Origin of the sequence: Micromonospora alfalfae (assembly GCF_022230925.1) — a bacterium.
GTDB classification, from domain to species: Bacteria; Actinomycetota; Actinomycetes; order Mycobacteriales; family Micromonosporaceae; genus Micromonospora; species Micromonospora alfalfae.
In genome coordinates, this window is sequence record NZ_JAKKFH010000007.1 from 140174 (window position 1) to 161365 (window position 21192).

The following is a 21192-nucleotide window of genomic DNA, read 5'->3' on the forward strand; positions in this document are numbered from 1 at the left end:
GGCATGACCGGGGCGGAGGGCGGGGCGGCTAGGCTGGCTTACCGTGCTCGTACTCGTGGTGGACAGCTCGACCCCCGCGGTCACCGCGGCGCTGGTGGAGGTCTCGGCAGACGGTGTGGCGTCGCGGGCGCACCGGTGCACCGTCGACGCCCGCGCCCACGGTGAGCTGCTCGCGCCCCAGGTGGATGCGGTCCTCGCCGACGCTGACGCGCGCCCGCGTGACCTGGCCGCCATCGTCGCCGGGCTCGGTCCGGGTCCGTTCACCGGGCTACGGGTCGGCCTGGTGACCGCCGCGACGATGGGTCAGGTGCTCGGCATCCCCACGTACGGCGTCTGTTCGCTGGATGCCATCGGTTACCCGGCGGCGTCCGGCGCGCCCGTCCTGGCCGCCAGCGACGCCCGCCGCAAGGAGCTCTACTGGGCCGTCTACGACGGCGCCGGCCAGCGGATCGTCGGACCCGAGGTGTCCGCGCCGGCGGTCGCCGCCGCGCGCGCCCGCGAACTGGGCGCGACGATCGCGGTCGGTGACGGCGCGCACCGGTACGCCGAGGTCCTGGACCTGCCCGTTCGGGTCGAGCCGCGCTACCCGGACGCGACAGTGCTGGCGTTGCTCGCCGCCGAGCGGATCCGGGCGCGGGCGACCAGTGAGCGGCTCACCCCGCTCTACCTGCGCCGCCCCGACGCGGTGGCGGCGACCGGCCGCAAACCGGTCCTGCCATGACGGCGGTACGGCTCGAACCGTTCCGCTGGTGGCACATCGACGACGTGCTGCCGATCGAGGCGGACCTGTTCGGCGCTGAGAAGTGGTCGCCCGCCATGTTCTGGAGCGAGCTCGCCAACGGGCACCACTACCGGCTCGCCGTCGACGCGGACGGGTCGGTGCTCGGTTACGCAGGGCTCGCCGGCCTTCCGCCGGACGAGGTGTGGGTGCAGAACATCGCCGTCCGCCGGGACGCCCAGCGGCGCGGCGTAGGGCGTGCCCTGCTGGAGGAGCTGCTCGCCGAGGCGGTCCGGCGCGACGCCCGCAGCACCCTGCTGGAGGTCGCCGTGGACAACGCCGCAGCTCAGCGGCTCTACGCGACGTACGGTTTCGAGCCGATCGGGGTGCGGCGCGGCTACTACCAACCGAGCAACACCGACGCGCTGGTCATGCGGCGCGACGCCGAGCCGACCGGGGACGGACCACACGACCATGGCTGACGAACCACTGATCCTGGGTATCGAGACCTCCTGCGACGAGACCGGTGTCGGCATCGTGCGGGGGCACACACTGCTGGCCGACGCGCTCGCCTCCAGCGTCGAGGAACACGCCCGGTTCGGGGGCGTGGTGCCGGAGGTGGCCAGCCGGGCACACCTGGAGGCCATCGTGCCGACGATGGACCGGGCACTGACCGAGGCCGGTGTCACGCTGGCCGACATCGACGCGATCGCTGTCACCTCGGGGCCGGGGCTGGCCGGTGCGTTGCTGGTCGGCGTCGCTGCCGCCAAGGGGTACGCGGTCGCCGCCGAGAAACCCATCTACGGCGTCAACCACCTCGCCGCCCACGTCGCTGTGGACACCCTTGAGCACGGCCCACTGCCCGAACCCGCCATCGCCCTCCTGGTGTCCGGCGGTCACTCGTCCCTCCTGCTCGTGGACGACCTGGCCCGGGGTGTCACCCCGCTGGGCGCCACCATCGACGACGCGGCCGGGGAAGCGTTCGACAAGGTCGCCCGGCTGCTCGGGTTGCCGTTCCCGGGCGGCCCGCCCATCGACCGGGAGGCCCGTGCCGGCGACGCCGCAGCGATCGCCTTCCCCCGCGGGCTGACCGCCGCGAAGGATCTTGCCGCCCACCGGTACGACTTCTCGTTCTCGGGTTTGAAGACCGCGGTGGCCCGGTGGGTCGAGGCCCGCCAGCGCGCCGGTGAGCCGGTTCCGGTGGCCGACGTGGCCGCGTCCTTCCAGGAGGCGGTCTGTGACGTCCTGACCAGCAAGGCGCTCGCCGCCTGCCGGGCGCAGGGCATCGAGACCCTGGTCATCGGCGGGGGAGTGGCAGCGAACTCGCGACTGCGGGCGATGGCCGAGCAGCGAGCCGAGAAGTACGGCATCCGGGTCCGGGTACCCCGGCCGAAGCTGTGCACCGACAACGGCGCGATGGTGGCCGCGCTCGGTTCGCACCTGGTCGCCGCCGGTGTCGCCCCGAGCCGACTGGACCTGCCAGCCGATTCGGCACTGCCGCTGACCACTGTCAGCGTGTGACGGGAGCGGCGAACATGATCGTGCGGATGTGGGAGGCGCGCGCCGAGGCGTACGGAGTCGCCGACCTGATCACCTGGGTGTGCGACACCGCCCTGCCCGAGTTGGAGCACGACCCGCTCCACGTCTCCAGCGAGGTCTTCTCCTCCACCGACCACCGCGTGGTGGTGATCTCCAAGTGGCGCAGCAGCCCTCGCCCGCTGCCGGACCCGCCAGCCCTGCTGGTGGCCCGCGCCCCGCACTCCTGGGACTTCACCCAGGTAGACCGGTAACGCGAGCCACCATCCAGGCCGCCGGCTGACCGGTCAGCTGCGGCGCAACATCCGGTAGGTGGCGATTCCGCCAGTGCCCAGCGCGGCCAGGAAGACCAGCCAGACGACTGTGCTGCTGACTCCGACCTGCGGGCCTGAGTTGGCGGAGGCGGCGGCCAGGAGCCCGTCCTCGCCCGGGGCGGGCAGCGCGGCCGGCGGCAGCTCCGGCCAGCGGACCAGGCCGGTGCTCTCCAACATCTGCATGTGGTGCAACACGAAGCCGTTGGAGTCGTCGCAGAGCTTGCGGACGGTGGCGTCCCGGGTGCTGGCGCGGACCGCGCCGATCACCGGGAAGATCTTGCCGTGGGCGACCCGGAGCCGGGTGACGAAGATCTGGTCGAACCGAGCGCCGGAGGCCTTCTGCATCTCGGCCAGCCAGCCCTTCTGCTCGGCGGTCGGCTCGCTGGGGATCGTCGCGCCCAACTTGTTGGCCGCGTCGACCACGAGCTGGTCGAGCTTCTGGTGCTCGCCGGCGATGCCGGCGCCGATCTCCCGGACCTTCGCCGACTGCCCCTTCTCGGCGGCCATCTGACCGGCTGGCATCTCCCAGAGCCCGGCCAGCCGCACCCCGTTGAGCAGTGTCATGTCGGCAGCGTTGAGCTGCTGGCCACCGGCGGGCGCGGCGACGGCCACGCCGGGCAGGACACCGACCCCCGCGATGACCGCGATGAGCAGCATCGCCGATCGGTGGGTCCGGGTGCCCAGTCGGCGATGGGCGGATCTGAGCGGTGCCATGTCTGTGGTGCCTCCTCGGTCCGGACCGGAACGCGTCTGGACCGGGCAGCCGTACCCTGCCGGTTGCCCGTCCGCCCACTGGTACGGACTGATCGCGCGATCAGTTCATCGTGGAGCGCCCCGGATCAGCGGGTGACGGCGAGCAGGCCGCCGAGCAGCAGCAGGGTGATCGCCGCGGCGGCGAAGACCATCAGCAACTCCTGACGCCCCCGCGCGACCGGGCCGGCGTCGACGACCGCTGTGGGTAGGGCCGGTAAATCGCGGGTCAGCGCGGCCAGGTCACCGAGGGTGCGGGCCGTCCACACCGCACCGGCGCGATCGGAGAACTCGTCAAGCGTCAGCCGGCCCGCCGCGGTGTGCTGGTGCAGCGCGGCGACCACCCGGTTGCGGTCGTCGTCGGAAGCGCGCAGCTCGACATCCACGCCGGACAGCGTACGCGGATCAGCCCACGTCGAGGGGGTCGGCGAGGAGCCGTTCGAAGGCCAGTTCGGCGGCACCGATCAGGGGCGCGTCGGTACCCAGTTTCGGCGTGCGCAGCCGGACGTGCTCCAGGCAGGCCCCGAGCGCGTTGGAGTTGAGCCGGCTGCGGATCTGGGCCGCCGCCGCGAGGTAGAGGTCACGCATGGTCCCGCCGAAGATGACCATCTCGGGGTTGAAGACGTTCACCAGGTTGGCCACGCCGAAGCCGAGCCAGTCGCCGGCCTGGCGGACCGCTGTCTGGGCCCGGGCGTCCCCCCGGTCGGCCGCGTCGAAGACCTCCAGCAGCGCGTCGCGGCCCCGGGCGTCGGAGCGTCCGGCAGCGCGCAGGAGGCCGTGCTCACCGATCTCGGTCTCCCAACAGCCCCGGGAGCCGCACTCGCAGGGCTTGCCGTCGCGGACCACCTTCATGTGGCCGACCTCGCCGCCGTAGCCACCGTGCCCGGTCAGTCGGCGTCCACCGGCGATGATGCCGGCACCCACGCCCACGTCGCCGTACAGGTAGAGGACGTTGTCGCAGCCTGCCGCCACACCTCGTGCGTGCTCGGCGAACGCGGCGACGTCGGCCACGTTGCCCACTGTGATCGGTACGTCGATGCCCAACTCGTCGGCGAGGGCCGCGCCGATCGGCTCGTCCACCCATCCGGTGGTGGGGCCGAGTCGGACCAGACCGTCGTCCCGGCGGACCATCCCGCAGACCGCGACGCCGGCACCGACGCAGATCGCGTCCGCCGGCACCAGCTGCTGCATCTCCTTGACCGCGCCGGCCAGCAGCGGCGCGGCCTCCGCGGCCAGCAGCCCGCGCGGCCGGTCCAGATCCCGGCGGTCCAGGACCGCGCCACCCAGCCCGATCCGGGCGGCGCGCAGCCGGTCCACCTCCACTGAGTACGCGTACGCGTAGACCCGGGCCGACTCGGGCCGGACGACCAGTGACGGTCGTCCGGCCCGGCCGGTCTCCTTCGGTGCGCCTTCGCTGACCAGCCCCACCGCGGACAGGTCGGCGGTGAGCGCGCCGATGGTGCTGCGGTTGAGGCCCAGCGTGGTGGTCAGCTCGGCCCGCGTGGTCGCCCCGTGGACGTGTACGTGCCGCAGCAGGGCCCCGAGGTTCTGCCGCCGGACGTCATCCTGGCTCGGTCCTGGGCGCATGCTGGTGCTACCTCCCGCGCGGTCAGCGGGAGCCGGTGGCTGCCGCGCGGCGGCGGGAGAGCGCGTCGACGCTGGCGGCGAGTAGCAGCACGACGCCGGTGACCACGTACTTGACTCCCGCGTCGTACCCCATCAGGCCCATTCCGTTTTCGATGACAGCGACCACCGCGCCGCCGAGTACGGCGTCGAGGACGCGGCCCTTGCCACCGAAGAGGCTGGTGCCGCCGATCACCGCTGCGCCGACCGCGTAGAGCAGTACGTTACTGCCCCCGGTGTTCGGGTCGACCGAGTTGGCCCGGCTGGCCGCCACGATGCCACCGATGGCGGCCATGGACGAGCAGATCACGAAGACCGAGATCCGGATCCGGTCGACGTCGATGCCGGCCCGACGGGCCGCTTCCCGGTTGCCGCCCACGGCGTAGATGTGCCGGCCGTAGCTGGTGCGTTGGAGCACGAAGGTCCAGATGACCAGCAGCACCGCGATGATCGGCACCACGATCGGCACGCCCTTGAGCGAGACGATGAGGACGTTGCGGCTGCGCTCCAGGTTGAGGACGTACATGGCGGTGCCGAGGATGACGGCGAGCCCGCCGATCCGCAGCGCCAGCACGGCGATCGGGTCGGTGATCAGACCGCGGGCCACCCGGTTGCGGTGGCGCAGCAGTTGCACAGCCCCGTAGCCGACGACCGCGAGGGCGGTCAGCGCCCAGCCCAGCGTTGGGGCGAGGTTGCGGTTGGCGATGGCGACCAGCACCTCGTCGCGGACGGAGATGTTGGTGCCCTCCTGCACGAGCAGCAGCACGACGCCCTGGAAGGCGAGGAAGCCGGCGAGGGTGACCACGAAGGACGGAATGCCGATCTTCGCGACGAGCATGCCGAGCGTGGTGCCGATGACCACGCCTGTGGCGACCGCGGCGAGCACCGCGACCCACCAGGGGTAGCCGAGCACTGTGACCACATTGGCCAGCACGGCCGCGCAGACGCCGCTGGCGAAGCCGGCGGAGAGGTCGATCTCGCCGAGCAGCAGCACGAAGACCAGGCCCATCGCGATCAGCGTGACCGCCGCGCCCTGGGTGAAGAGGTTGGCGAAGTTGCCGGCCGACAGGAACGACGACGGCCGCAGGATCGCGAAGACGGTGCAGAGCACGATCAGGCCGAGCACAGCCGGCAGCGCGCCGACGTCGCCACCGCGTACCCGACTGAGGTAGTTGCGGACGTGGCCTCCGACGGTCGGCGCCGGTGTGACGGCCGCGGGGCCGTCCTTCCGCACGGCGGTGGTGGTCATCGGACGCCTCCTGAGATCGAGTCGGCCGGCTCCGGGCCGTCGCCGTTGCTGCCCGGGTCGGTGGCGAGGCCGAGCCCGCCCGAGCGCCCGGCGGTGATCAGCTCGACCACCTGGGCGTGGGTGATGTCGGTGGTCTTCACCTGGGCGACCATCTGGCCGAGGTACAGCGCGGCGATCCGGTCGGAGACGGCGAAGACGTCGTTCATGTTGTGCGAGATGAGCACCACGGCCAGGCCGTTGTCGGCGAGGCGGCGGACCAGTTCGAGCACCTGCGCGGTCTGTGCCACGCCGAGCGCCGCGGTCGGCTCGTCCAGGATGACGAGCTTGCTGTTCCACAGCACCGCCTTGGCGATGGCCACGGTCTGGCGCTGGCCGCCGGAGAGGCTGGACACGTGCTGGCGGAGTGAGGTGACGGTGCGGATGGAGAGCCCGGCCAGGGTTTCGGCGGCGAGCTGTTCCATTGTCGGCTCGTCCAGGACGATGCCGCTGCGCCTCTCCCGGCCGAGGAACATGTTCTGCACGATGTCCAGGTTGTCGCAGAGCGCGAGGTCCTGGTAGACGACCTCGATGCCGAGCGTGGCGGCGTCGCGAGGGCTGCCGATGTGCACCGGTTCACCGTTGAACAGGAACTCTCCGGCGTCGGAGGGGTGGATGCCGCTGATGCACTTCACCAGGGTCGACTTGCCGGCGCCGTTGTCGCCGACCAGTGCGGTCACTTCGCCTGGGTGGACGGTCAGGGCGACGTCGCGGAGCACCTGGACGGGACCGAAGCTCTTGTCGATCCCGCGGAGTTCCAGCAGGGGGGTCGCGGACACGGGGTCTCCTTCTTAAGGGAGGGTCGGGGCCCGTCCGGCGGGCGCCGCCCGGCACGGGAGGGTGCTCCCGTGCCGGGCGGCGGTGGTCGTTCCGGCGGGTACTGCGGCGTCGGTCAGCTGATGCCGGCTTCGGCGCAGAACTTGGCGTAGGCCCCGGTGCAGACCTGCTCCTTGGTCGCGTAGCCGTCGGCGATGACGTCCTTGACGTTGTCCTTGTAGATGGCCTTCGGGGTGAGCAGCACCGAGGGGACGTCGCGGTCACCGTCCTTCACCGACTGGCCGGTGTCCTTCTTCTCGCCCTTGGCCAGCGCGATGGCCAGGTCCGCGGCGGCCTTGGCCTCTTCCCGGACCGCCTTGTAGACGGTCATGCACTGGTCACCAGCGAGGATGTTCTGCAGGCCCTCCACGCTGGCGTCCTGGCCGGTCACCGGCACCTTGCCGTTGATCTTGTTCTTCTTCAGGATCGAGATGGCGGCGTTGCCGAGAGTGTCGTTGGCAGCCAGCACGCCGTCGATCTTGCCCTTGGTCGCGGTGAGCTGCTGCTCGAAGATGGTCGCGGCGGTGGGGCCGTCCCAGCCCGGCACGGCGTCGTCCGGGCCCTTGGTGTATTCCTTGGAGTCGAACTTCGGCTTGAGCACCGAGTCGTAGCCAGCCTTGAACAGGGTGGCGTTGTTGTCGGTGGGGGAGCCGTTCAGGTACGCCACTACGGGGTTCTTGGCGCCCTTCTCGGTCAGGCACTTCGCCAGACCCTCGCCCTGGAGCTTCCCGACGGTCTCGTTGTCGAAGCTGACGTAGTACTGGGCGGAGCCGCCGAGGGTGAGCCGGTCGTAGTCGATGGTGGCGACGCCCTGCGACTTGGCCTTGTCGAGCACTGCCTTGCCGGTGCCGGAGTCCAGGTTGACGATCATCAGGGCGGTGACGCCGCTGGTGATCATCTGGTCGGCGATGGTCTGGAAGGCGCTCTTGTCGTTCTGGGCGTTCTGGATGTCGGACTCGACGCCGGCAGCCTTGAACGCCTCCTCCAGGAAGCGGCGGTCCGCCGTCTCCCAGCGGGGGGAGGACTTGCTGTCCGGAAGGATCACGCCGATCTTGGGAGTCTTTTTGGAGTCGGCCGAGCCGGTGCCGGAGTCGTCGCTACAGGCGGTCAAACCGCCGGTCGCGAGCAGGCCCACGGCGGCGATGGTGAGGATCCCCTTACGCATGTGCAGGGTCCTTTCGGAGGTGGGGGAGGTGTTGTTTTGTTGTGTCCGGCAACGTATTTCGCGTCACACCGGCTCCACAAGACCGCGCAGGTGCATAGTTTGTTGGGAGCGATAACAATTCAGCAACGCGACTGTTACTCCCTGGGTATCCCACGGGGAAGTCGACGTAACGACTGTCGTCAGCGGGTCTGCAACGCAGCGGTGCGGGCGTCGGTCAGCGCCACCAGATCCACCGCTGCCAGTTCGAGTTGCAGACCGCGCCGACCAGCCGAGACGTAGATCGTCGGGAGATCCAGCGCGGACTCGTCCAGCACCGTGGGCAACCGTCGACGCTGCCCGAGCGGGCTGATCCCACCTCGTACGTAACCGGTGGCCCGCTCGGCGACCGCCCGGTCGGCCAACGCCGCCCGCTTGCCGCCGACCGCCGCCGCGAGCGCCTTCAGATCCAACTCGCCGGTGACCGGAACGACAGCCACTGTGAGCGCGCCGTCGACAGCGGTCACCAGCGACTTGAACACGCGCTCCGGTGCCACACCGAGCGCCACCGCCACCAACGCGCCGTAGTTCGGGGCGTCCGGCGACACCCGGTACGGATGGGTGCGATGCGCGATCCCGCGCTTGACCAACAGTGCCGTTGCCGGCGTGCCCTGTCCCGCCACAGCGACGAGGCTAGTCGAGACGGTGCTGGTCGACCGGCTGGCCGATCAGCACCGTCGGTGCGCCGTCGACCCGGGTGAGCACCAGGCTCGCCGCCGCGTCCCCGGCCAGCCGCAGGTCCCGCCGGAGCTGCTCCGGGGTGAGCGCCGAACCCCGCTTGAGGATCTCCACCCGGCCCACCCGGCGCTCGCGCAGCAGCGCCCGCAGGCGCTTGAGCGAGAACGGCAGCACGTCGGTGATCTCCAGGCAGCGCGCGTACGGGGTGCGGACCGGCTGGTCGGCGTAGAGATAGGCGATGCTCGGATCGCCGAGGGTGGCGTCCAGTTCGGTGGCCAGTTCGGCGACGAGATGCGCGCGCACCACCGCCGGGTCCGGGTCGTACAGGTAGCGACGCGGCGGCCCGACCGGTGCCTCGGCGGCACCCGAGCCGGTGAGCTGGTGACGGTGGGCCTCGACGCCCCGCTGGCGGTAGAGGGTGGCGCGACGGGGCACCTCCGCCAGCTCACCGCACCAGAGCGCGGCCTCGACCAGGTCCCCATCCACGCCGACCCACTCGGCCTCCGCGCCGGCCGGAATGAGCGCGTGGTCCACGCCCGGCGCGACCTTCACCACTGTGCGCGGCACCCGGTCGGCCAGCCCGGTGACGAAGTCCCACGGCGGCGAGTAGGCGCGCGGGTCGAAGATCCGACGCCCGGTGCCGGTCGTGCGGCGGGCCGGATCGCAGAAGACTCCGTCGACCGCTGACACGTCGAACCCGGTCGCGTCGCCGCACTCGACAGTGAACAGCTCGGCCAGCCCGGCCGCCTCGGCGTTGGCGGCGGCCATCGCCGCGGTCACCGGGTCGGCCTCCACCCCGTACACCCTGATGCCGGCGCGGGCGGCGGCCAGCGCGTCGGCCCCGAGCCCGCACCCGAGGTCGGCCAGGGTGCGCACGCCGGCCGCGTACAACCGGGCCGCCCGACTGTCGGCGACCACCCGGCGGGTGGCCTGCTCCAGGCCGGGACGGGTGAGGAACATCCCAGCGGCGGCCGGGCCGAACTTGCCGACCGCCCGGTGCCGCAGCTCGGCCTGGGTGAGCGCCGCCGCGGCCAACGTCGGCGGCACCCCGGTCGCGCGCAGCGCCGACGCCGCGACCAGTGGATCACCGCCGGCCAGGTCGGCCGCCGCTGTGAGGGCGGCCGACCCCTCAGGGGTACGCAGCGCTGCCAGCTGATCGAGATCCACCCGGCCATTGTCCCGGCCGGCAGGGAAATCCTGGTTGTCGGGGCGCGACGCGCTGGCACTCTCCTTGACGGAGTGCTAGCCACGGAATAACCTGCGATTAGCACTCTCACCCTGAGGGTGCCAGCTTCCGGGTCTCGCGACCCGGGTGCGCACGCCAGGCGGACCGGCACCCGCGACGACGGCACCGCCCGGTGGCATGAGGCAGATTGACGCTGGTCAGCCCCGCTGGCCAGCAACGAAACCAGTACCCCAGGAGGGTATGCCCGTGACTACCGCGACCAAGGTTGCGATCAAGCCGCTCGAGGACCGCATCGTGGTCCAGGCGAATGAGGCTGAGACCACCACGGCGTCGGGCATCGTGATCCCCGACACCGCCAAGGAGAAGCCGCAGGAGGGCACTGTCCTCGCTGTGGGCCCGGGGCGCGTCGACGACAACGGCAACCGGGTTCCGGTTGACGTGCAGGTCGGCGACACCGTCCTCTACTCGAAGTACGGCGGCACCGAGGTCAAGTACGCCGGCGAGGAGTACCTGGTGCTCTCCGCCCGCGACGTCCTCGCGGTCATCGAGAAGTAAGCAACCGATCAGTGCCACTGCCCCGGTCCGGCTCGCCGGGCCGGGGCAATGGCGCTTCGAAGGGACATTAATGGCGAAGATCCTGAGCTTCTCGGACGACGCCCGGCACCTGCTGGAGCACGGTGTCAACGCCCTCGCGGACGCGGTCAAGGTCACCCTCGGCCCGCGCGGGCGCAACGTCGTCCTGGACAAGAAATTCGGTGCGCCGACGATCACCAACGATGGTGTGACCATCGCCAAGGAGATCGAGCTCACCAACCCGTACGAGAACCTTGGCGCGCAGCTGGTCAAGGAGGTGGCGACCAAGACCAACGACGTCGCCGGCGACGGGACCACCACCGCGACGGTGCTGGCCCAGGCGATGGTTCGCGAGGGTCTGCGCAACGTGACCGCCGGAACCAACCCGGCCGGCCTCAAGCGGGGCATCGACGCGGCGGCCATGAAGGTCTCCGAGGCGCTGCTCGGCCGTGCAGCCGAGGTCACCAGCAAGGAGTCGATCGCGAACGTGGCGACGATCTCCGCGCAGGACTCCACGATCGGCGATCTGATCGCCGAGGCGATGGAGCGGGTCGGCCGCGACGGTGTCATCACCGTCGAGGAAGGCTCGATGCTCACCACCGAACTGGACGTGACCGAGGGTCTCCAGTTCGACAAGGGCTTCATCTCGCCGAACTTCGTCACCGACCTGGAGGGTCAGGAGTCCGTCCTTGAGGACGCGTACATCCTGGTCACCACCCAGAAGATCTCGGCGATCGAAGAGCTGCTGCCGCTGCTGGAGAAGGTCCTGCAGAACAGCAAGCCCCTGCTGATCATCGCCGAGGACGTGGACGGCCAGGCGCTCTCCACCCTGGTGGTCAACTCGCTGCGCAAGACCCTCAAGGTCTGCGCGGTCAAGGCCCCGGGCTTCGGTGACCGGCGCAAGGCAATGCTCCAGGACATCGCGATCTCCACGGGCGCCGAGCTGGTCGCCCCGGAGCTGGGCTACAAGCTCGACCAGGTCGGCCTGGAGGTGCTCGGCACCGCCCGGCGCGTCGTGGTCGACAAGGAGAACACCACGATCGTCGACGGCGGTGGCCAGAAGGCCGACGTCACCGACCGGGTGTCCCAGATCCGCAAGGAGATCGAGGCCTCCGACTCCGACTGGGACCGGGAGAAGCTGGCCGAGCGGCTGGCGAAGCTCTCCGGTGGCATCGCCGTCATCAAGGCTGGCGCGGCGACCGAGGTCGAGATGAAGGAGCGCAAGCACCGCATCGAGGACGCCATCGCGGCGACCAAGGCTGCGGTCGAGGAGGGCACTGTGCCCGGCGGCGGCGCCGCCCTGGTGCAGATCCTCTCGGTGCTCGACGACGACCTGGGCTTCACCGGTGACGAGAAGGTTGGCGTCTCGGTAGTGCGCAAGGCGCTCGTCGAGCCGCTGCGCTGGATCGCCCAGAACGCCGGTCACGACGGTTACGTCGTGACGCAGAAGGTCGCCGACCTCAAGTGGGGCAACGGCCTCGACGCCGCCAAGGGCGAGTACGTCGACCTGGTCAAGGCCGGCATCATCGACCCGGTGAAGGTGACCCGCAACGCGGTCACCAACGCCGCCTCGATCGCCGGTCTGCTGCTCACCACGGAGAGCCTCGTGGTGGAGAAGCCGGAGCAGGCCGAGCCGGCCGCCGCCGGTGGGCACGGCCACGGTCACGGCCACCAGCACGGCCCGGGCTTCTGATCCGGTAGCGACACCCGTTCCGGGGCGCACCGCCGTCAGGCGGTGCGCCCCGGCTCGTTCCTGCGGGCTGGCAGGTCATTACCGAACGCTGACGTTGTTGGCGACCGGGCGAGATGATCGCGCACACTGGGCCGATGAGCACCACGTCACGGCGGTACGCCGCGTTGGCCGGGATCACCGCCGCCGCCGTCGCGATCGGGATCGCCGAACCGGTCGCGGTGTTGACCGGTCCCCGGTCGGCGCCCCTGGTCGCGGTCGGCGGGGTCATCGTCGACGCCGTCCCCGAATCGCTGAAGCAACTCGCCATCGACCTCTTCGGCACCGCCGACAAGATCGCGCTGCTGGTCGGAACTGCCGTGTTGCTGGGAGGCTTCGCCGCGCTCTTCGGCGTCCTGGCGGTCCGCCGGCTGGCACTCGGCCTGGCCGGCATTGCCGCGTTCGGCGCCATCGGCGTGGCCGCCGCGCTGACCCGCTCCGGCGCCGACCTCGCCGACGCGCTGCCGTCAGTGGTCGGCGCCGGTCTTGGCGCACTGGTGCTCTGGTTGTTCATCGGCGGACCTTTCGAGCTGGACCCCTGGTCCTGGTCACCACCCACGCCGACCGCTGGTCCGGTGTCGTCCGCTGGTCCGGTGTCGTCCGCTGGTCCGGTGTCGCCGGCTGGTCCGGTGTCGCCGGTTGGTCCCGGGTCGTCCGCTGATCCCGGGTCGCCCGCAGAGTCGGTGCCGGTGACTCCCTCCGGGCCGACGGCCGCCGCCGAACCGGTCGGGCCCGCCGAAGTGGACCCGGAGTCGCGGCGGCGGTTCCTCACCGGCAGCGGGGTGCTGCTCGGCACCGCCGTGGTGGCCGGCCTCGGTGGGCGCTGGCTGGCAGGGCGGCGCGGCGTGTCCGCAGCCCGCGAAGCGATCCGCCTGCCCGCGCCGGTCGCCCCCGCACCGGCCGTACCGGCGGGCGCGGACCTCTCGTTGACGCAGCTCGCGCCGTACGTCACCCCGAACTTCGGGTTCTACCGGATCGACACCGCGCTGGTGGTGCCCCAGGTCGACCCGGACACCTGGCGGCTGCGGATCCACGGACGGGTCGGCAGGGAACGCACCTACAGCTACGCGGATCTGCTGGCCCGACCGCTGGTCGAGCGGTACGTCACGCTTGCCTGCGTCTCCAACGAGGTGGGCGGGGACCTGATCGGCAATGCCCTATGGCTCGGCGTACCCCTGCGAGAACTGCTGGACGAGGTCGAGCCGGACGACGACGCCGACCAGGTCGTCGGCCGGTCGGTCGACGGCTGGACCTGCGGCACCCCCACCGCCGCGCTGCGCGACGGACGGGACGCGCTGCTGGCCGTAGGGATGAACGGCGAGCCGCTGCCGGTCGAGCACGGCTTCCCGGTCCGAGTGGTGGTGCCGGGCCTCTACGGCTACGTGTCGGCCTGCAAATGGGTGACCGAACTGGAGTTGACCCGATTCGCCGACTTCGACGCGTACTGGGTGCCGCGCGGCTGGTCCCCCCAGGGGCCGATCAAGACCCAGTCGCGGATCGACACGCCCCGGAAACGTAACCGGCTGACCGCCGGCCCGGTGACCGTCGCCGGGGTGGCCTGGGCACAGCACCGGGGCATCCGCCGAGTCGAGGTACGCGTCGACGACGGCCCGTGGCAGGAAGCCGCGCTGGCCCCGACCGTGTCGGTGGACACCTGGGTGCAATGGTCCTGGCGCTGGGACGCCACACCGGGCGAGCACCGGCTCCAGGTCCGCGCGACGGACGCGACCGGTGAAACCCAAACCGAACGTACGCAGGACGTCGTCCCGGATGGCGCCACCGGCTGGCACACGGTCACCGTCACCGTCCGCTGATCCACGCCATGGCCTCGTCGCCCGGGCTCCGTCCGCGACGTGTGTCCGCGACGTGCTCTGCGCGTTCGTGGGCTGTGCTGGCGGCCTGCCTGGCGTGCTGGTGGGCTGTGTTCGCCACATGTTCCGCGGGTCGGCGGGCGGTGTCCGCGACCTGCTCCGTGGGGTCGGTCGGTGGGCGGTCTCCGCGACCTGCTCCTGGGTCGGATCGGTGGGTCGTCTCTGCGACCTGCCCTGCGGGTGGGCGGGCTGGTTGGCGACGTGCGTTGCCGGGTTTCCGCGACCTGCTCTGCGGGTGAGCGGGGCTGTTGGCAACCTGCGTTGCCGGGTCCCGCGACTCTCCTTCGGGCCGGCGGGCGGCTGCCTGGTTGACCGGTGGTGTCCCAGACCGTGCATGCAAATCTTGGACACTTTCCGTTCGGCGCGAACGGAAAGTGTCCAAGATCTGCGGGTTCAGGGCAAAGAAAACGCCGCTGGCCGGCACCCCGGGTCGGGGTGCCGGCCAGCGGTCGGTGTCGTGCGGTGGTGCTGTCGTGCGTGGTGTTGCTGCTTGTCCTGCTGTGGTGCGGGTCAGCTGTTCCAGTACTGGCCGACCAGGTCGGTGGCCTGCTGCTCCCACTGGGCGTAGGCGTCCGGGTACGCCGACACCTGCACGGTCTGCGCGGCGTCGGTCAGGGGCATGTCCTGCCACCCGTCGACCTGCTTCAAACCCTTGAGGAACGCGGTCGTGGAGTACTCAGGGTTGGTGATCTGCTCCGGGGTGCCCCAACCACTGGACGGGCGCTGCTGGAACAGACCCAGCGAGTCGTGGTCGTTCATGTCGCCGAGGTGGCCCAGGTTCTCCAGCTTCGACTCCTGCAGGCTCGTCGCGATCGAGATCACCGCGGCCCGCTCGGGCAGGCCGGCCTTCTTCGTGGCGGCGATGATCGCCTTCACGTTCGCGGTCTGCTCATCGTTGAGGCTGATGTGGGACTGGTCGCCCTGCGGCTTCGGCGCCGACTGCACGGCCACGGCGGCGGGCTTGGCATCCACGGCCGGGGTGGCGGCGTGGGCGGCGATCGGGCCGGCGAAGACACCACCGGCGAACGCGAGACCAGCAACGGACAGCATGCTCTTACGGAAGATCGTGTTCATGAGGGGTAGCTCCTTCGGGGGTAGGACACCCAACCACCACATGGGGGGCGGCGGCGGGGTGTGAGCACCTCGTCCGGCGCTGCACAAACAAAGGGGAAAAGTCTGGGGGGTGACGCCCATCAGGGCGTCGGGTCGGCGACCTGCCGAGCGGGGGGCTCGTGGCGCCGGGACCCTGTGTAACGACCGGGGGGCCGGGGTCATTCCGGGTTGGCCCACCGTCGGCACCCTCATCAAGGCGGTGCCCGTTGGTCGTTCGTGGGGACTGTAACGACCGGGTGGAGGCTGGCATTCCAGCCTGCGTGACCAGCCCTCAGGGGCGGGCGGCGGGTCGGTGGTACTGCGATCGTCAGGGTATGTAACGACCCCGGCCCCGCCACGATTCCAACCTACGAGTGCGTCCGGTCACCGGACAAAAGCCGCGTACCTCGCAGCAGCTTAAGCCCCGCACCTGGCTCGAATGCCCCATACCCGGCAAAACTCCGCAGCGCGATCTCTCTGCTCGCCCGCGAGACCGGACACTCGGCTTGATCCACTCGGGGTCATTGAAATCGGGGTGTCCGGGCGGGCGGGATGCCCCGACATCAAGGAACCCGTGTTGATCAAGGCATTGTCGGTGGTCCTGGGAAACCGCCTGAGCGACACGAACCGCGCCGTCGGCGGTGGCGCGGGCCCTGGCCGTGGGGGAACCGCATGAACGACACGAAACCCCATGAACGACACGAAACCGCGCCCTCGCTGGGAGGGCGCGGTTCGCGGATGTTGGGGACGCGTCGGGTCAGGCGACGTTGCGTTGGGCCGGGACGGTCGACTTGTGCGGGCGGCCCAGACGGGCCTCCAGCCGCGCGACGTCGACCCGGGCGTGCCGGCGGTCTGCCAGATCCTCCCAGCCGACGGCGAGTAGTCGCAGGCGCTCCGACTCGCTGAAGCCGCCCCACACGCCGTAAGGCTCCCGTACCGACAGGGCGTGGGCGGCGCACTCGGCGCGAACCGGGCAGGCGCGGCAGACCGACTTGGCAGCGGACTCGCGACGCAACCGGGAGGAACCACGCTCACCGTCGGGGTGGAAGAACTGGGCGCTGTCGCGCCCCCGGCAGGCACCGAGTCGCTGCCAGTCCCAGAGATCGACGATGGGTCCGGGCAGTCTACGTACGTTCGACATCAGCACCCCTCCTCCCGCGCGGCTCCGCGAGAATCCTTATGGCCGGCATCCGGGCGGCGGGCCGCGCAGGCGCACCGTTCCCGGCCTGGATCTCCCGGTACCCGGGCTGTCGCCAACTCACACGTCTGTGATCGAAAACGTCCGAGAAATTGCGGCTTTTGCCCTATCTGTCGGAAAAGTTCGAAGGATTGCCGGGAACCCCCTCCCCAGCCGACCTCGTCATGGTCTGCTCGTTGGCGGAGAGGAGACCACAGTGCGTACCGTTCTTGTGTGCGTTCGGACACCACTCGCGGCCCAGCATCTTACTTCTGCTGCCGCGCGGCTGGGGTTGTCCGCGATCGTTCGTACCGCCGTCTCTGATCCAGAGGTGATGCTGCGTCTGGCCGAGCGACCGGCCGACGTGGTCCTGGCCGACACGGCCCTCACCCGGCCGGACAGCGCCGGTTTCGTCCGCCGGGTGTTGGCGCGTGCGCCCCAGGCGGCGGTGCTGCTGCTGGGCACCGAGGAGTCCGAGGCCGCGGCGGCCACCATCAGCGCCGGCGCGCGGGGGCTCATCCAGAATGTCGACCATGACCTGACCAGCGCAGTGGCAAAGGCGCTCCTGCTGCTCACCGCGCCTGGCCGAGCCTCCCGGCAGCGGATCACCGATCCGGCCCGCGACGCGGCGGCGGTGGGTGGCTCCGGCCGCTCCGGGCCGTCGCCACGCGGCTCCGGTGAACCCGGCTGGGCGGCCACAGCAGCCGACGGGCCGGCCGGGGTGGCGTCGGTGCCGGTACAGCGGGGCGACGACGAGGCGGAGGCAGGGACCGGCGAGTCGTCGACCCAGACCGAACCGGGCCGTCCCGCAGCGAACGCCCGACCCAGTCGGGCGTCGATCGGCCTCACCGAGCGTGAGCTTCAGGTGCTGCTCGGCATGGCCGAGGGCAAGAGCAACGCGGAGATCGGCCGGGAGCTGTTCGTCTCGGAGGACACCGTCAAGACGCACGCCCGCCGGTTGTTCCGCAAGCTTGGCGCCCGGGACCGGGCCCACGCGGTGGCAGCGGGTTTCCGCGCCGGTCTGGTGGCCTGACCGACGCACGCCGCGCGACGGCAGGGCAGCCCGGGCGCGCGGCAGCCCGGGTACGCCGCGCGACTAAAGGGCAGGCCGCGCGACTGCAAGGCACCGCTGCGCGACTGCTGAGCCTCCGGGGTGCGCGGCAGCCCGGGTACGCCGCGCGACCGCTGGGCACCGGGGGGCGCGACTGCAAGGTACGCCGCGCGACTACAGGGCGGACAGCGCGGCAGCGGAGCATCCGGGGCGCGGGGCAGCGGGGGTGCCCGCCGCCCGGCAGGCGTTACTTGGTGGCGGTCGGGGCGTCCGGCTCGTCCTCGGTGCCCTCGGACAGGGTGTCGTGCACCCCGTCCGCGTACCCCCGGGCGTAGTCCCAGGTCACGTAGTGGTCCGGGTCCGGGTCGTAGGCGGGTTCGTGCACCCGGGGCCGGCCCGAGTTGAGCAGGTGCCGCAGGTTGCCGCGGAGCAGGTCCCAGTCGAAGTAGTGCGGCTCGCGGCAGTCCTCGCATTCGATCACCAGCCCGCGGACCCCGATCGGGGCCAGCAGAGCCTGGTAGATCTCCAGGTCAGCGAGGTCTTCCAGCACATCCTGCCGCTCGACGTCGGTCAGCGGATCCGGCGTCGCGTCATCGCCCGGGTCTTCCAGACCCGCTGTCGGATCGGCCGGGTCGCCATTGAACGGGTCGATGGGCTCGTCGTGCACCCCCTCACCGTAGACCCAACGCGGCGCGAACGTCCGCCCCCCGGCCTCCGCGCCGGCCCGGCCTGCCACGGACGGGTCGCCCAGCTCACTGGGTACGATGAGGCGACGTGCCGGCACCGTGGCGCGCTCCGGTGCCCGCCCGCGCCACCTCGCTGAAGCCCATCCGAGCAGCTCAGGGGAGCAATCGTGGAAAATTCGCCCAGCACCGATCTTCCGGCCGGCGTGGAGCACGCCGACCTGGGCGGCCACCTGCCCGAGCTGCCGGCCGGCTCCGCCCGGGTGGTTCCGCTCGGCCTCACCTTCGACGACGTGCTACTCCAGCCGGGCGAGTCGGACGTGGTGCCCAGCCGGGTCAACACCCGGACCAAGCTCACCCGCAACATCGAGTTGTCCATTCCGCTGTTGTCCAGCGCGATGGACACGGTGACCGAGGCCCGGATGGCGATCGCCATGGCCCGCCAGGGCGGCATCGGCGTCCTGCACCGCAACCTCTCCCTGGAGGACCAGGCCCTCCAGGTCGATCTGGTGAAGCGCTCCGAGTCGGGCATGATCACCAACCCGGTGACCGCCAGCCCGGATGACACCCTGCGCGAGGTCGACGAGTTGTGCGGGCGTTACCGCATCTCCGGCGTTCCGGTGGTGGACGGCGACGGCCAGCTTGTCGGCATCGTCACCAACCGGGACATGCGTTTCGTCTCCGAGCCGGACACCCCGGTTCGGGAGATCATGACCCACACCCCGCTGGTCACCGCGCGGGTCGGGGTGAGCAAGGACGACGCCCTGGCGTTGCTGCGTCAGCACAAGGTCGAGAAGCTGCCGATCGTCGACGACTCGGGTCGGCTGCGTGGCCTGATCACCGTCAAGGACTTCACCAAGAGCGAGCAGTACCCGGACGCCAGCAAGGACGACGCCGGCCGGCTGCGGGTCGCCGCCGCGATCGGTGTGGGCGAGGACGCGTACAAGCGGGCCCGTGCCCTGGTCGACGCGGGCGTCGACGTGCTGATCGTGGACACCGCGCACGGTCACCAGCGGGCCGTGCTGGACATGGTCCGCAGGCTCAAGGCCGATGTGGCTGTCGACGTCATGGGCGGCAACGTGGCCACGTACGCCGGCGCGAAGGCGCTTGTCGACGCCGGAGCCGACGGCGTCAAGGTGGGCGTGGGGCCGGGCGCGATCTGCACCACCCGGATCGTCGCCGGGGTCGGTGTGCCGCAGGTGACCGCGATCATGGAGGCGGCCCGGGCCGCCCGCCCGGCCGGTGTGCCGGTGATCGGCGACGGCGGCATCCAATATTCTGGCGACATCGCCAAGGCCCTGGTGGCCGGCGCCGACACGGTGATGCTCGGCAGCCTGCTGGCCGGCTGCGAGGAGAGCCCCGGCGAGCTGATCTTCGTCAACGGCAAGCAGTTCAAGACGTACCGCGGGATGGGGTCGCTCGGCGCGATGCAGTCCCGTGGCCAGGCGAAGTCGTACAGCAAGGACCGTTACTTCCAGCAGGACGTGCTCAGCGACGACAAGCTGGTCCCCGAGGGCGTGGAGGGTCAGGTGCCCTACCGGGGGCCGCTGTCCCGGGTCGCCCACCAGCTGGTCGGCGGGCTGCGGCTGGCCATGGGATACGCCGGTGCGGAGAACATCCCCGATCTGCACCGCCGGGGCCAGCTCATCCGGATCACCGCGGCTGGTCTGAAGGAGAGCCACCCGCACGACATCCAGATGACCGTCGAGGCGCCCAACTACCACACCCGCTGACCCAACACCCCCAACCACCTGGAGTCCCCCATGCGTGACGTGGTCGAGATCGGGCTGGGCAAGACCGCGCAGCGCGGCTACCACCTGGACGACATCGCCATCGTGCCGAGCCGCCGCACCCGCGACGTCGACGACGTCTCGACGTCGTGGCAGCTCGACGCGTACCCGTTCGGTATTCCGTGCGTCGGCCACCCCTCCGACGCCACCATGAGCCCGGCCTCGGCGGTGCGGCTCGGTCAGCTCGGCGGCCTTGGCGTGCTCAACGTCGAGGGGCTCTGGACCCGCTACGAGAACCCGACCAAGGTGCTGGACGAGCTGGCCGGCCTCGACGAGGAGGCCCGCGCCACCAAGCGGCTCCAGGAGGTGTACGCCGAGCCGATCCGCCCGGACCTGATCGCGGAGCGGGTGCGCGAGCTGCGCGCCGGTGGCAGCACGGTGGCGGTGCGGGTCTCTCCGCAGCACACCCTCGCGCTGGCGCCGGTGATCCTGGACGCCGGGGTGGACATCCTGGTCATCCAGGGCACCATCGTCTCGGCCGAGCACGTGTCGACCACCGATGAGCCGCTGAACCTCAAGGAGTTCATCGCCGACCTGGACCTGCCGGTGATCGTCGGTGGCTGCACTGACTACAAGACGGCGCTGCACCTGATGCGTACCGGCGCGGCCGGCGTGATCGTGGGTATCGGTGGCGACGAGTGGTCGACCACCGAGTCGGTGCTGGGCATCCGGGTGCCGATGGCCACTGCGATCGCCGACGCCGCGGCGGCCCGCCGTGACTACCTGGATGAGACCGGCGGCCGGTACGTGCACCTGATCGCCGACGGTGACATCCAGACCTCGGGCGACATCGCCAAGGCGCTCGGCTGCGGTGCGGACGCGGTGATGCTCGGTGAGCCGTTGTCGCTCTGCGACGAGGCCCCGGCCGGTGGTGCCTGGTGGCACTCGGCGGCGAGTCACCCGTCGCTGCCCCGGGGTGCGTTCGAGGTCGCCGGTGAGCCGCTCGGGTCGATGGAGCAGTTGCTCTTCGGGCCTGCGGACGAGGCCGACGGCCAGCTCAACCTGTTCGGTGGGCTGCGTCGGGCGATGGCCAAGTGCGGTTACCGCGACCTGAAGGAGTTCCAGAAGGTCGGCCTGGTTTTGGACCGCTGACCGATCGTGAGACGCCGGAAGGCCGGC

The 21192-nt window shown here is 70.9% G+C and carries 21 protein-coding genes; 10 read left to right on the forward strand and 11 right to left on the reverse strand.

Annotated features, from left to right (window positions below; translation table 11 throughout):
• Positions 1 to 43 precede the first annotated feature (43 nt).
• From tsaB to MED01_RS06555, 4 genes are read left to right on the forward strand one after another with little or no spacing between them, the layout of a single operon-like run.
• Positions 44 to 721 carry a tRNA (adenosine(37)-N6)-threonylcarbamoyltransferase complex dimerization subunit type 1 TsaB gene (gene tsaB, locus MED01_RS06540; protein ID WP_238667583.1) on the forward strand — a complete coding sequence of 226 codons (678 nt, stop codon included), beginning with the start codon at positions 44 to 46 and terminating at the stop codon, positions 719 to 721.
• The gene (gene rimI, locus MED01_RS06545; RefSeq protein WP_238667584.1) at positions 718 to 1200 is read left to right on the forward strand and encodes a ribosomal protein S18-alanine N-acetyltransferase; all 483 of its coding nucleotides are present in this window, start codon (positions 718 to 720) and stop codon (positions 1198 to 1200) included. The genes tsaB and rimI overlap by 4 nt, the downstream gene beginning before the upstream one ends.
• Positions 1193 to 2239 carry a tRNA (adenosine(37)-N6)-threonylcarbamoyltransferase complex transferase subunit TsaD gene (tsaD, locus tag MED01_RS06550; RefSeq protein ID WP_238667586.1) on the forward strand — a complete coding sequence of 349 codons (1047 nt, stop codon included), beginning with the start codon at positions 1193 to 1195 and terminating at the stop codon, positions 2237 to 2239. The genes rimI and tsaD overlap by 8 nt, the downstream gene beginning before the upstream one ends.
• Before the next feature lie 14 nt (positions 2240 to 2253).
• Positions 2254 to 2508 carry a hypothetical protein gene (locus MED01_RS06555; protein ID WP_039906914.1) on the forward strand — a complete coding sequence of 85 codons (255 nt, stop codon included), beginning with the start codon at positions 2254 to 2256 and terminating at the stop codon, positions 2506 to 2508.
• 33 nt (positions 2509 to 2541) lie between these two features.
• Here the strand turns inward: MED01_RS06555 and MED01_RS06560 are convergent, their stop codons facing one another.
• The 8 genes from MED01_RS06560 to MED01_RS06595 all read right to left on the reverse strand — a co-directional run bounded on the left by MED01_RS06560 (position 2542) and on the right by MED01_RS06595 (position 10088).
• Positions 2542 to 3282, reverse strand: coding sequence for a DUF4142 domain-containing protein (locus MED01_RS06560; protein WP_238667587.1), 741 nt, complete (start codon positions 3280 to 3282; stop codon positions 2542 to 2544).
• Positions 3283 to 3407: 125 nt separating this feature from the next.
• On the reverse strand, positions 3408 to 3704 hold the full coding sequence (locus MED01_RS06565) for a DUF1707 SHOCT-like domain-containing protein (RefSeq protein WP_238667589.1): 297 nt from the start codon (positions 3702 to 3704) through the stop codon (positions 3408 to 3410).
• Between the two features lie 19 nt (positions 3705 to 3723).
• Positions 3724 to 4905 (reverse strand): ROK family protein, encoded by a 1182-nt coding sequence (locus tag MED01_RS06570; RefSeq protein ID WP_112676899.1) that lies wholly within the window; start codon positions 4903 to 4905, stop codon positions 3724 to 3726.
• A gap of 22 nt (positions 4906 to 4927) precedes the next feature.
• Positions 4928 to 6190, reverse strand: a complete 1263-nt coding sequence (locus tag MED01_RS06575; protein ID WP_238667590.1) for a sugar ABC transporter permease — start codon at positions 6188 to 6190, stop codon at positions 4928 to 4930.
• On the reverse strand, positions 6187 to 7005 hold the full coding sequence (locus tag MED01_RS06580; RefSeq protein ID WP_238667592.1) for an ATP-binding cassette domain-containing protein: 819 nt from the start codon (positions 7003 to 7005) through the stop codon (positions 6187 to 6189). The genes MED01_RS06575 and MED01_RS06580 overlap by 4 nt, the downstream gene beginning before the upstream one ends.
• Positions 7006 to 7118: 113 nt before the next feature.
• Positions 7119 to 8207, reverse strand: coding sequence for a sugar ABC transporter substrate-binding protein (locus MED01_RS06585; RefSeq protein WP_238667594.1), 1089 nt, complete (start codon positions 8205 to 8207; stop codon positions 7119 to 7121).
• Positions 8208 to 8386: 179 nt separating this feature from the next.
• Positions 8387 to 8866: a Cys-tRNA(Pro) deacylase gene (gene ybaK, locus MED01_RS06590; protein WP_238667595.1), complete on the reverse strand. Its 480-nt coding sequence runs from the start codon at positions 8864 to 8866 to the stop codon at positions 8387 to 8389.
• A 10-nt stretch (positions 8867 to 8876) separates the two neighbouring features.
• Positions 8877 to 10088, reverse strand: a complete 1212-nt coding sequence (locus MED01_RS06595) for a THUMP-like domain-containing protein (protein ID WP_238667596.1) — start codon at positions 10086 to 10088, stop codon at positions 8877 to 8879.
• 265 nt (positions 10089 to 10353) lie between these two features.
• Between MED01_RS06595 and groES the strand changes: the two genes are divergently transcribed.
• The 3 genes from groES to MED01_RS06610 all read left to right on the forward strand — a co-directional run bounded on the left by groES (position 10354) and on the right by MED01_RS06610 (position 14223).
• Complete coding sequence (gene groES / locus MED01_RS06600) at positions 10354 to 10662, forward strand: co-chaperone GroES (protein ID WP_007465101.1); 309 nt, start codon at positions 10354 to 10356, stop codon at positions 10660 to 10662.
• 70 nt (positions 10663 to 10732) lie between these two features.
• Positions 10733 to 12373 carry a chaperonin GroEL gene (gene groL / locus MED01_RS06605; protein ID WP_238667598.1) on the forward strand — a complete coding sequence of 547 codons (1641 nt, stop codon included), beginning with the start codon at positions 10733 to 10735 and terminating at the stop codon, positions 12371 to 12373.
• Positions 12374 to 12507: 134 nt separating this feature from the next.
• A complete protein-coding gene (locus MED01_RS06610; RefSeq protein ID WP_238667599.1) occupies positions 12508 to 14223 on the forward strand; it encodes a molybdopterin-dependent oxidoreductase in 1716 nt (571 codons plus the stop codon).
• A gap of 567 nt (positions 14224 to 14790) precedes the next feature.
• Here the strand turns inward: MED01_RS06610 and MED01_RS06615 are convergent.
• Both MED01_RS06615 and MED01_RS06620 read right to left on the reverse strand, forming a co-directional pair.
• Complete coding sequence (locus MED01_RS06615) at positions 14791 to 15354, reverse strand: hypothetical protein (RefSeq protein ID WP_238667600.1); 564 nt, start codon at positions 15352 to 15354, stop codon at positions 14791 to 14793.
• Between the two features lie 775 nt (positions 15355 to 16129).
• Positions 16130 to 16513, reverse strand: a complete 384-nt coding sequence (locus tag MED01_RS06620; protein WP_091406539.1) for a WhiB family transcriptional regulator — start codon at positions 16511 to 16513, stop codon at positions 16130 to 16132.
• A gap of 253 nt (positions 16514 to 16766) precedes the next feature.
• Between MED01_RS06620 and MED01_RS06625 the strand changes: the two genes are divergently transcribed.
• Entirely contained in the window at positions 16767 to 17582 is an 816-nt protein-coding gene (locus MED01_RS06625) for a helix-turn-helix transcriptional regulator (protein WP_238667601.1), read from the forward strand.
• Between the two features lie 265 nt (positions 17583 to 17847).
• Here the strand turns inward: MED01_RS06625 and MED01_RS06630 are convergent, their stop codons facing one another.
• Positions 17848 to 18267, reverse strand: coding sequence for a DUF5319 domain-containing protein (locus MED01_RS06630; RefSeq protein WP_238667602.1), 420 nt, complete (start codon positions 18265 to 18267; stop codon positions 17848 to 17850).
• 186 nt (positions 18268 to 18453) lie between these two features.
• Here MED01_RS06630 and guaB point away from each other — a divergent pair, with 186 nt between their 5' ends.
• On the forward strand, positions 18454 to 20016 hold the full coding sequence (guaB, locus tag MED01_RS06635) for an IMP dehydrogenase (protein WP_238667604.1): 1563 nt from the start codon (positions 18454 to 18456) through the stop codon (positions 20014 to 20016).
• Positions 20017 to 20046: 30 nt separating this feature from the next.
• Positions 20047 to 21165, forward strand: coding sequence for a GuaB3 family IMP dehydrogenase-related protein (locus MED01_RS06640; RefSeq protein ID WP_238667606.1), 1119 nt, complete (start codon positions 20047 to 20049; stop codon positions 21163 to 21165).
• The last annotated feature ends 27 nt before the right edge of the window (positions 21166 to 21192 follow it).

What these genes read in the sequence shown, in the direction of transcription:
- MED01_RS06640 (WP_238667606.1), top strand. Translation starts at nt 20,047, where the DNA reads ATGCGTGACGTGGTCGAGATCGGGCTGGGCAAGACCGCGCAGCGCGGC.
- tsaD (WP_238667586.1), top strand. Translation starts at nt 1,193, where the DNA reads ATGGCTGACGAACCACTGATCCTGGGTATCGAGACCTCCTGCGACGAG.
- MED01_RS06575 (WP_238667590.1), bottom strand. Translation starts at nt 6,190, where the DNA reads ATGACCACCACCGCCGTGCGGAAGGACGGCCCCGCGGCCGTCACACCG.
- MED01_RS06615 (WP_238667600.1), bottom strand. Translation starts at nt 15,354, where the DNA reads ATGAACACGATCTTCCGTAAGAGCATGCTGTCCGTTGCTGGTCTCGCG.
- MED01_RS06570 (WP_112676899.1), bottom strand. Translation starts at nt 4,905, where the DNA reads ATGCGCCCAGGACCGAGCCAGGATGACGTCCGGCGGCAGAACCTCGGG.
- MED01_RS06610 (WP_238667599.1), top strand. Translation starts at nt 12,508, where the DNA reads ATGAGCACCACGTCACGGCGGTACGCCGCGTTGGCCGGGATCACCGCC.
- MED01_RS06555 (WP_039906914.1), top strand. Translation starts at nt 2,254, where the DNA reads ATGATCGTGCGGATGTGGGAGGCGCGCGCCGAGGCGTACGGAGTCGCC.
- groL (WP_238667598.1), top strand. Translation starts at nt 10,733, where the DNA reads ATGGCGAAGATCCTGAGCTTCTCGGACGACGCCCGGCACCTGCTGGAG.
- MED01_RS06620 (WP_091406539.1), bottom strand. Translation starts at nt 16,513, where the DNA reads ATGTCGAACGTACGTAGACTGCCCGGACCCATCGTCGATCTCTGGGAC.
- MED01_RS06585 (WP_238667594.1), bottom strand. Translation starts at nt 8,207, where the DNA reads ATGCGTAAGGGGATCCTCACCATCGCCGCCGTGGGCCTGCTCGCGACC.
- rimI (WP_238667584.1), top strand. Translation starts at nt 718, where the DNA reads ATGACGGCGGTACGGCTCGAACCGTTCCGCTGGTGGCACATCGACGAC.
- MED01_RS06560 (WP_238667587.1), bottom strand. Translation starts at nt 3,282, where the DNA reads ATGGCACCGCTCAGATCCGCCCATCGCCGACTGGGCACCCGGACCCAC.